General features: G+C 74.2%; 6 protein-coding genes, 1 tRNA gene and 1 pseudogene. 3 read left to right on the forward strand and 5 right to left on the reverse strand.

The annotated features are described in order from the left end of the window. The first annotated feature begins 26 nt into the window (after positions 1 to 26). The 3 genes from IEY91_RS40450 to IEY91_RS40460 all read left to right on the forward strand — a co-directional run bounded on the left by IEY91_RS40450 (position 27) and on the right by IEY91_RS40460 (position 1996). A complete protein-coding gene (locus tag IEY91_RS40450) occupies positions 27 to 1292 on the forward strand; it encodes a sensor histidine kinase (protein WP_229697737.1) in 1266 nt (421 codons plus the stop codon). After that, entirely contained in the window at positions 1289 to 1897 is a 609-nt protein-coding gene (locus IEY91_RS40455) for a response regulator transcription factor (RefSeq protein ID WP_164323271.1), read from the forward strand. Before IEY91_RS40450 ends, IEY91_RS40455 begins: the two co-directional genes overlap by 4 nt. 23 nt (positions 1898 to 1920) lie before the next feature. Beyond that, positions 1921 to 1996: transfer RNA gene (locus IEY91_RS40460), tRNA-Gly, on the forward strand. Positions 1997 to 2044: 48 nt separating this feature from the next. Here IEY91_RS40460 and IEY91_RS40465 read toward each other — a convergent pair. The 5 genes and pseudogenes from IEY91_RS40465 to IEY91_RS40485 all read right to left on the reverse strand — a co-directional run. After that, positions 2045 to 2941, reverse strand: a complete 897-nt coding sequence (locus IEY91_RS40465; protein ID WP_189177770.1) for a phosphoribosylaminoimidazolesuccinocarboxamide synthase — start codon at positions 2939 to 2941, stop codon at positions 2045 to 2047. A 107-nt stretch (positions 2942 to 3048) separates the two neighbouring features. After that, on the reverse strand, positions 3049 to 4593 hold the full coding sequence (locus IEY91_RS40470) for a N,N-dimethylformamidase beta subunit family domain-containing protein (protein ID WP_189177771.1): 1545 nt from the start codon (positions 4591 to 4593) through the stop codon (positions 3049 to 3051). A gap of 164 nt (positions 4594 to 4757) precedes the next feature. Continuing rightward, positions 4758 to 6707 (reverse strand): hypothetical protein, encoded by a 1950-nt coding sequence (locus IEY91_RS40475; protein ID WP_189177778.1) that lies wholly within the window; start codon positions 6705 to 6707, stop codon positions 4758 to 4760. A 483-nt stretch (positions 6708 to 7190) separates the two neighbouring features. Beyond that, positions 7191 to 8453 (reverse strand): phosphoribosylamine--glycine ligase, encoded by a 1263-nt coding sequence (gene purD, locus IEY91_RS40480; RefSeq protein WP_189177772.1) that lies wholly within the window; start codon positions 8451 to 8453, stop codon positions 7191 to 7193. Between the two features lie 226 nt (positions 8454 to 8679). Continuing rightward, positions 8680 to 9471 (reverse strand): annotated as a pseudogene (locus IEY91_RS40485) (DNA polymerase III subunit gamma and tau); the annotation flags it as partial.

A 9471-nucleotide genomic window follows, 5' to 3' on the forward strand; every position in this document is an offset into this window, starting at 1 on the left:
CCGGGCGGGTGGAGGGACAGGGAGCGGTGGGCAGGATCCGGGGTTGGCAACGACGCTGGCGCGGCCTGAGGAAGATCGAACAGGTCGAGCTGCAGAGCATGGTCATGTGGCACACCGTGCCGTGGATCTTCCTCGTCAGCTGGTGCGCGGGGCCGGTGGGCCTGAACCTGCGGCACGAGACCACCGCGCAGCTCCTCGGCTGGTCGATGATCGTGGTGGCCGCGCTCCAGTGCGTGCAGTTCAACCGCACGCTGCGCCGGGCCCTCGACCACTACCTGGGCCGTGCCCCGTTCCCGCGCCGCGACCTGGCCGTCATGTTCGGCCTCACCGCCGCCGGCTTCGGCCTCGCCCTCGCGCTCCAGCACGTCGACGGCGTCAAGGGCGACGTGCTCGGCCTCGGCGTGCTGTTCCTGATCACCCCGTACGCGGAGGCGCTGGGCTTCGCCCTGTCGATCCGGAGCTTCTTCCGCCATCTCGCGGGCATCCTCGTCGTCCTGCTGGCCGCCTTCGCCGCCGTGGGGACGCGCGGCGGCATGTTGGCCGCCCTGGCCATGCTCATCGCCGTCGGCGGCCTGGTCTCGCTGCTGACCTCGCGCTGCGGGGCGTGGACGCTGTCCGTGATGTGGGAGGCGGAGCGGGCCCGCGAGACCGAGAGCCGCCTCGCCGTCGCCGAGGAACGCCTGCGCTTCGGCCGCGACCTGCACGACGTGATGGGGCGCAACCTCGCCGTCATCGCGCTCAAGAGCGAACTCGCCGTGCAGCTCGCGCGGCGCGGCAGGCCCGAGGCCGTGGAGCAGATGATCGAGGTCCAGCGGATCGCGCAGGAGTCCCAGCGGGAGATCCGGGAGGTCGTACGCGGCTACCGCGACATCGACCTCGGGGTGGAACTCGTGGGCGCCCGGGGCGTCCTGGAGGCGGCCGGGATCGCCTGCCGGGTCACCGGTTCACCGGCCGGGCTTCCGGACGCCGTGCAGTCGGCGCTCGCCTGGGTGGTGCGGGAGGGCACGACGAACGTGCTGCGGCACGGCGACGCACGACGCTGTGCCATCGAGCTTTCGGCCGGGGAAGGACGTACGACATTGACCATCGAGAACGACGGGGTGCCGGACGTCGCCGCGGCCCCCGCCGGATCCGGGCTCGCCGGGCTCGGCGAACGCCTCGCCGGAGTGGGCGGGACGCTGGAGCACGACAGCGCCGACGGCAGCTTCCGGCTGACCGCGCGGGTGCCGCTGCCGGAACCGGACACCGGGCCGGACGCCCGGTCGGCGCTCCCCGGGGCGAGGGCGCTGTGACCGTACGCGTGCTGCTCGCCGACGACGAGCATCTGATCCGCGGCGCCCTCGCGGCGCTCCTGGCCCTGGAGGACGACCTGGTCGTCGTCGCCGAGGCCGCGTCCGGGCCCGAGGCGCTCGCCATGGCGCGGGCCCACCGGCCCGATGTGGCCGTGCTCGATCTGCAGATGCCGGGGCTCGACGGTGTGAGTGTGGCCACATCCCTGCGCAAGGAACTCCCCGACTGCCAGGTCATGATCGTGACGAGTCACGGCAGACCGGGACACCTCAAGCGGGCGCTCGCGGTGGGTGTGCGGGGGTTCGTCCCGAAGACGATGAGCGCGCAGCGGCTCGCGGAGATCATCCGCACCGTGCACGCCGGAAACCGCTTCGTGGACCCGGAGTTGGCCGCCGACGCCATCTCCTCCGGCGACTCCCCGCTGACCGACCGGGAGGCCGAGGTGCTCGAACTCGCCGCCGACGGTGCGCCCGTCGCGGAGATCGCGGAGCGGGCCGCGCTGTCCCAGGGAACGGTCCGCAACTACCTCTCCTCGGCGGTCACGAAGATCGGTGCGGAGAACCGGCATGCGGCGGTGCGTCTCGCGCGGGAGCGAGGTTGGGTATAGTGGCTCTCGCGCTTCGGCGCACTGCGGACGTAGCTCAGTTGGTAGAGCGCAACCTTGCCAAGGTTGAGGTCGCCAGTTCGAACCTGGTCGTCCGCTCCATACAGAAGCCCCCGGTTCTTCGAACCGGGGGCTTCGTCGTGTGCCCGACTACCAGGCGGTGCCGGTGAGTCGCTCATACGCCTCGATGTACTTGGCGCGCGTCGCGTCCACCACGTCGGCGGGCAGCGGCGGGGGCGGCTGCTCGCTCGCGCGGTCCCAGCCGGACGCGGGCGAGGTGAGCCAGTCGCGTACGTACTGCTTGTCGAAGGAGGGCTGGGCGCGGCCCGGCTCCCACAGGTCCGCGGGCCAGAAGCGGGACGAGTCCGGGGTGAGCACCTCGTCCGCGAGCACGAGCTCGTCGCCGGCGAAGCCGAACTCGAACTTCGTGTCCGCGAGGATCAGGCCGCGCTCGCGCGCGATGTCCCGTGCCCTGCTGTAGACGGCGAGGGTCGTCTGCCGCAGCTGGGCCGCCGTGTCCGCGCCGACCTGGCGGGCGGCCTCCTCGTAGCTCACGTTCTCGTCGTGCTCGCCGACGGCGGCCTTCGTGGCCGGGGTGAAGATCGGCGCGGGCAGCTCCGAGCCGTCGACCAGGCCCTCGGGCAGGGCGAGACCACAGACCGTGCGGGACTCCTTGTACTCGGCGAGGCCCGAGCCCGTCAGATAGCCGCGCGCGACGCACTCGACGGGGACCATCCGCAGCGACTTGCAGATCAGCGTGCGGCCCGCCCAGTCGGCGGGGGCGCCCTGCGGCAGGTCCGTGGAGATGACGTGGTTCGGCACGAGGTCCGCGAGCTGGTCGAACCACCACAGCGAGAGCTGGGTCAGGACCCGCCCCTTGTCGGGGATCTCGCTCGGCAGCACCCAGTCGTACGCGGACAGGCGGTCACTGGCGACCATGACGAGCTCGCCCGCCTCGTTCCGGTACAGCTCGCGCACCTTGCCGGTGTGCAGATGCACCAGGCCCGGAACCTGGAGGGGTTCAGGCTTTTCGACGAATCCGGACACGGTTCCTCCCCGTGGTTCTGTCCAAGTGCTCCGATTCTCCCGTATGCGGGGGATGGTTTTGGCCATGGGTCTGGCCGGGTGCGCTCGGGTGGGTCCGCCGGGCGCGCTCAGTCCCGCTTGCAGATGCGGTCGAGCAGGTTGGCCGTGGCGCGCTGGACGCGGGCGTCGACGTGGCCGGGGCGGTCGAGCGCGGGGGTCCAGGCGAAGGTGCCGGAGGCGAAGACGAGGGCGCCGGACGGGGCGCGGTAGAGCGAGGTCTCCTGGTGGCGGCCCGAGCCCTCGCTGTCCTCGTACGGGGAGTGGGCGAGCAGGATGCGGTCCTGGTGCTCCGGGAGCGCGGTGCGCGGGAAGTAGCGGTCGGCCTCGCCCGCGACCAGGCCCTCGATCTCGTCGCTCTCGTGCGCGCCGGTCGCCTCCCACAGCCAGTGGTCGGCGTTGCGGACGATGAGGGGGTGCGGCTCCGGGACCCGGCCCGCGTACTGGATGCCCATCAACTGCTGCTCGGGGACGTCGGCTTCGCGCCACAGCGCGGACTTTCCGGGGGCGCGGCGTTTTCGGCAGGTGAGCAGGCGGTCCGGGACGCCGGAGGGCGAGGGGCCGAGCTCCACCTGCCAGTACATGGTGTTGGCGGAGAGGAACACCAGCGACGTGCCGTGCTCGCGGGCCAGCTCGGTGGTGCGGCGCATCGCCGCCGACCAGTACTCGTCGTGGCCGGGGAAGACCAGGCCGCGGTAGCGGGTGGGGTCGATGCGGCCCGCGTGCAGGTCGCGGCTGTCGGCGTACGCGAGGTCGTAGCCGTAGCGCTCGGCCCAGCGGATGAAGTCGTAGGCATGGCCCACGTGCAGGGGGAGGCCCGCGCCCGCGTACGGCCGGTCGAAGGAGACCGTGGTCGCGGCCTCGCTCTCGCCGAGGAGCCGGCCGTGGTCGTCCCACGCGTGGTAGAGGCTGGCGCCGGTGTGGCCGTCCTCGGGATAGAGGTTGTACGCCTGCCAGGTGATGTCGGGCAGCAGGACGAGGAGGTCGGCGGAGGGGGCGCCGAGGCCGCTCGTGCCGGCGCGGACGCTGTCGCCGGCGCCGGTGAAGTGGAGGCTGTCGCGGACCGTGAAGGGGACGTGCGAGCGGAAGCCGTCGGTGGTGGTGAGCACGGCCACGTACGCCCCCACGTTCCAGTACGACGGGATCTGCAGGCGCCAGGACAGCCACCAGTGGTGGCAGGAGACCGTGCGGTCGGCGGTGAGCGGGGGCGGCTGCACGATGCCTTCGAGGCGGGGGCTTGTGGTGATCTTGCGGGCGCCGTCGCCGCTGTAGTGCCCGATGCGGTAGATGTCCACGCTGAACTGCTGGGGCGGGTCCACGGTGATGTGGAAGTCGATGGCCTCGCCGGGGGCGGCGGCTCCGGTGCCGGTGAAGCCCTTGATCTGGCGGTGTACGTCGTCGGCGGTGCGGGGGCCGCCGCCGGGGCGGGGGGCGGGGATCCCGTTCGGGCCCGTGGCGCCCGGGGCGTGGTCCACGTACCAGGGCACCACGTGGCCCGTGTCGTCGAAGTAGTGCTCGGCGCCGCGGAGCCAGGGCAGCGGGCCCTGGCCGAACGGGTCGGTCACCGCGTGGGCGAGGGCACCCGACTCCCAGCGGCGGATCGGCTCCGGTCCCATGCGTTGTCCCCTCCCTTGCTCCTCGCTCCCCCGAGCCCGGGCTGGCGTGCCTGTCTCAGCTGCCGGACCCCAGCACATCACATTACGCATGTGAGCGGTCACCGTTCGTCGTGAATTGACGTGGATCCGCTTCGGGGGTGGGTGCGTCGGACACGCAGGGCGTGTCAGACCAGGCGTACCGGCTTTTCCGGGCGGATTCCTTGGGTGGTGAGCCAGCGGCGCAGGGGTTCGGGGTCGCCGTCCTCGACGAGGGTGAGGACGCGGGGGGTGAGGTCCGCCGCGCGTTCGCCGCGTATCAGGAGGGAGGGGCCGTCCAGCCAGTCGAGGCCGGGGGCGGCTCCCGCCGTGTCGACGGCCGCGCAGCACACCATCGCCGTGACGTGGTCGGCCAGCAACTCCCGGCCCGAGCGGGGTGGTTGCAGCGGGAAGAGGGGGAGCACGCCGTCGTCCCAGAGCGTGTCGTCCGGGCCCTGTCCTGCCGGGGCGGGCCTGGGCGGGGCGGCGGCCTCCTCGCGGGCCAGCTCCGCGCTGAGCCCTGCGGCGAGCGTGCCGCCTCGGCCTGCGGACGCGTCGGCCTCGTCGCCCTCGTCGTCGGCGAAGCCGATGTATTCGGCGTCGGCTGCTTCGTATTCGGGGACTGCTGCCGCGGTGACGGTTGCTTCCGGTGCTGTGGCCGTGTGGGCGTCGGCGGCCGGGCCCGCGGCCGCGTGCTCATCGGCACCGGCGTCCGGGCCCACGGCCAGGTGTGCCTCGGCCGCCGCGGCCGCCTGTGCCTCCGCCGCCATCCTGCGTGCCGTCGCCTCCGGGTCCGTCAGGTGGTCCATGACCCGGCCGAGGGTCGGGCCCTCGGGGTCGGGGGCCGTGGGGTCGGCGGACGGGCTGACGCCGAGGGAGTCGAGGACGCGGTGCAGGCGGGCGGCGTCGGTGCGCCATTTCCGGTCCACGACCTCGTCCGGATACTCCTGCCAGGCCACCGGCGCCCAACCCGGACCGGGCTCGGCGGGGCCGCCGTGGAACAGCCGGGCCGCGAGCAGCGACGCCGCCTCGTCCACCACGCCGGGCTCCTCCAGGAGGTCGCACGCGGGCCGCTCGCCGAGCCGGGACGCGAAGCCTTCGGCGAGGCGGTCCCTGCGGGACAGCTCGGTGAGGGCGGAGACCACGCCTGCGTCGAGCCGCGAGGGCCAGCGCCCCATGCGCCAGGCGGGCAGCGCGACCCGGGTCAGGAGCCGGTCCCACCCCGCGTACGCGAGGCCGACCTGCTCCTGGGCGACGATCCGCACGCCGTAGTCCACGGTCTGCGCGCGCTCGGCCGCGGCCGCCGCGACACCGCGCTCCATCTCCGCGGCGTGCACCCGGCAACTGCGCAGCAGCAACCGCGCCACCCAGCCGACGCCGCCGAGGACGGTGCCCGTGAGCGGCCCGCGCCCCGGTGCCGAGGCGACGGCGACGGCGGCGTCCAGGCCGCGTACGAAACGGCGGGCGGCCGCTATGTCGGGGTGCGCCGACGGGCCCGTGCCCGCGACGACCGGCGCGAGCACCGCGCGCAGCTCGCCGACCCGCATCCACCACAGGAAGGGCGAGCCGATGACGAGGACAGGGGCGGCGGGGGCGCGCCGCTGGGGTGCGCGGCCGCCATCGGCTCCCGGTCCCACGGCGTCCGGGCCGCCGTCGGCGCCCGCGCGGGGCGCGGCGCCGTCGGCCGGGGTGCCGTGCGCCCGGTGGGTGCGGTCCTCCAGCCAGCTGTCGCAGTCCGGGGTGAGCGCTATGGCCGAGGGGGCGGGGACTTCGAGGCGGTCGGCGAGGTCCCGCACCAGGCGGTACAGATCGGGGGCCGAGGCCTCCGGGATCGGGACCGTGGGGCTCATGGCGGGTCTGGCCCGCGCGACGACGAGGGCGACTGCTCCGGCGCCGAGCAGGACGAGCACCGCGAGCGCCGTCACGCTCCAGCGCACGGCGTCCCAACTCCCGCCGCCTATGTGCCCCATGGCCGCGGCGGCGAGCAGCACGACGGCGACGGCCGCGGGCAGCAGGGCGACGGCCAGCGCCCGGCTGCGGATCCGCAGCACGGCGAGAGCCCGCGAGCGCGCGGCCTGCGCGCCCGCCTCCACACCCATCCCTGACACGACCGAAGTCACCCCCTGCTGCCTACAGCTCGGCCGGCGGCCGGAGCCGACGGCGTATGTCGATGGCGTTGCACACTCCCCCACTGTGGCACCCGCCACCGACATCGCAATGCCGGTGGGCTGTTTGGCTCTGAGTGCCTGCAATGCCTGCGCCGAACCCTAGTTGGGGCGTCGGGCACCGTCAGCCGGATGGCCGAGCGGTCACTCGATGGAATGGCTTTGGGCAAAGCTGGCCCGCTCGTCGGAGGGCGCGGGCACGGGGTACGGGGCCGCCGTCCGCCGGGCCGACCACGCCCGCGCGTCCGGCAAGTCGGCGGCCGTCATACGGCGGGCTCAGTGCTCACGCTCCGTATCGCCGCGCGGGTCTACGGCCGGTCGTAGTCACGTACCGCGTACGACAGGGGGGCGTGTGAAAGCGCGGGAGCGGACGCCGTCGTACGCCCGCTCCCGAAAACGCATGACGCGCGCCTGGGGCTACGCCTCGTCCGCCGCCTTCTCCGCGATGTCCGTGCGGTGCTGGGAGCCGTCGAGGCGGATGCGGGCGACCGCGGCGTACGCGCGCTCGCGGGCCTGGGCGAGGTCGGCGCCGGTCGCCGTCACGGAGAGGACGCGGCCGCCCGCGCTGACGACTGTGCCGCTGTCGTCGCCGTCGTGCTTGGTCCCCGCGTGCAGGACGTACGCGTCGGGGGCGTCCTGGGACGCGACGTCGGCGAGGCCCTCGATGGGGTCGCCGGTGCGCGGCGTGCCGGGGTAGTTGTGCGAGGCGATGACGACGGTGACCGCCGCGTCGTCGCTCCAGCGCAGCGGCGGCAGGTCGGCGAGGGTGCCGTTGGCCGCGGCGAGCAGGAGGCCCGCGAGCGGGGTCCGCAGGCGGGCGAGGACGACCTGGGTCTCGGGGTCGCCGAAGCGGGCGTTGAACTCGATGACCCTGACCCCGCGGCTGGTGATGGCGAGTCCGGCGTACAGCAGCCCGGAGAAGGGGGTGCCGCGGCGGCTCAGTTCGTCGACGGTCGGCTGGAGCACCGTCTCCTGGACCTCGTCGACGAGCTTCGGGTCGGCCCACGGCAGCGGCGAATAGGCGCCCATGCCGCCGGTGTTGGGGCCTTCGTCGCCGTCGAGGGCGCGCTTGAAGTCCTGGGCGGGGCGCAGCGGGACGACGGTCCTGCCGTCGGTGACGGCGAAGAGGGAGACCTCGGGGCCGTCGAGGAACTCCTCGATGACGACGCGTCCGCAGGCGAGGGCGTGCTCGCGGGCCTGCTCGACGTCGTCGGTGACGACGACGCCCTTGCCCGCGGCGAGGCCGTCGTCCTTCACGACGTACGGAGCGCCGAAGGCGTCGAGGGCCTCGTCGACCTCTTCGGGCGTGGTGCAGACGTAGCTGCGCGCGGTGGGCACGCCCGCGCCCGCCATCACGTCCTTCGCGAAGGCCTTGGAGCCTTCGAGCCGGGCCGCTTCCTTGGACGGCCCGAAGCACGGAATGCCCGCTTCGCGCACGGCGTCGGCGACCCCGGCGACGAGGGGTGCCTCCGGGCCGACGATGACGAGCCCGGCGCCGAGCTCTGCCGCGAGGGCCGCCACCGCCTTGCCGTCGAGGGCGTCGACCTGGTGCAGCTCGGCCACGTCCGCGATGCCGGCGTTGCCGGGAGCGCAGTGCAGGGCGGTGACCGCGGGGTCGAGGGACAAGGAGCGGCACAGGGCGTGTTCGCGGGCACCGCCGCCGATGACAAGGACCTTCACGGGGGTCAGCCTAGCCCGCTCTGGCGGGGCGCCTTTGTCCGGGCATCCGAGGGGGCGGGGCGCCCTCGTCTGTACGTTCCTACAGGTGGGGTGGGGGTAGATGCGGCCGTGGGGGGCTGGTTGCCGTGCGGTGGGGGGGTAGTTGGGGCGACCCAGCCGTCCCGTCGAACTGTTGGGATGGCCTGTCGAGCGGGCGGGGCGCCTGTCCGGGGCGGCCCGGTCGTGCCTATTCGTTCTGGTACTCCTCCACCACCGTCGCGCCCAGCTCCCGGACGATCAGCTCGTGGCCGGAGAGGGCCGAGTCGACCAGGTCCGGGTCGTCGTCCTCCGGGATGTCGTCCTCGGGGGCGACGTGGCGCTCCGGTGCTCTGCTCGGGGGGGCCTGCGCGGGTGCCGGGGCGGACTGCGCACGGCTCTGGCCGGGGGCGGCGGACGGGGACGCCGTCCCGGAGGACGCCGACTGGGCCGGGCCCGGCTGGTGCGGCGCCGGGGACGGCGCGGGGGGCTGCGGCGGCGCGGGCTGCTGCGGCGCGGGGCGGGGAGCCGCCGGGGCACCACCGCCGAACCCGCTCGCCGCGGGCGGCGGCGCCGAGCCGCCGGACGGGTCGACGATCGCCTCGACCTTCCACTGCACCCCGAACTGCTCGGTGAGCGCCTGCCGCAGTACGTCCTCGCTGCCGCTGCTGGCGAAGTTGTCCCGGGCGCCCGCGTTCACGAAGCCGATCTGGAGCGTGGTGCCGTCGAACCCGGCCACCTGCGCGTTCTGGCTGAGCAGGATCCAGGTGAAGCGGCGGCGGTTCTTGACGGCTTCGAGGATGTTCGGCCAGAGGGAGCGGGGGTCGGGGCCGCCACCGGTGTACGCGGCGGCGGGAGGTGCCGCGTGGGCCGGGGGCGTCTGGGGCGTGTGCGGTGCCTGAGCCGCCGGGGGCGGGGTGTGGGCCGGGGGTGCGGCGGGCGGCTGGGCCGGGCCGCCGCCTGCGGGGGCCGCGGTGGGCCAGCCACCGGGGCGGGGGGCGGC

This window comes from Streptomyces lasiicapitis (assembly GCF_014646335.1).
Classification (GTDB): domain Bacteria; phylum Actinomycetota; class Actinomycetes; order Streptomycetales; family Streptomycetaceae; genus Streptomyces; species Streptomyces lasiicapitis.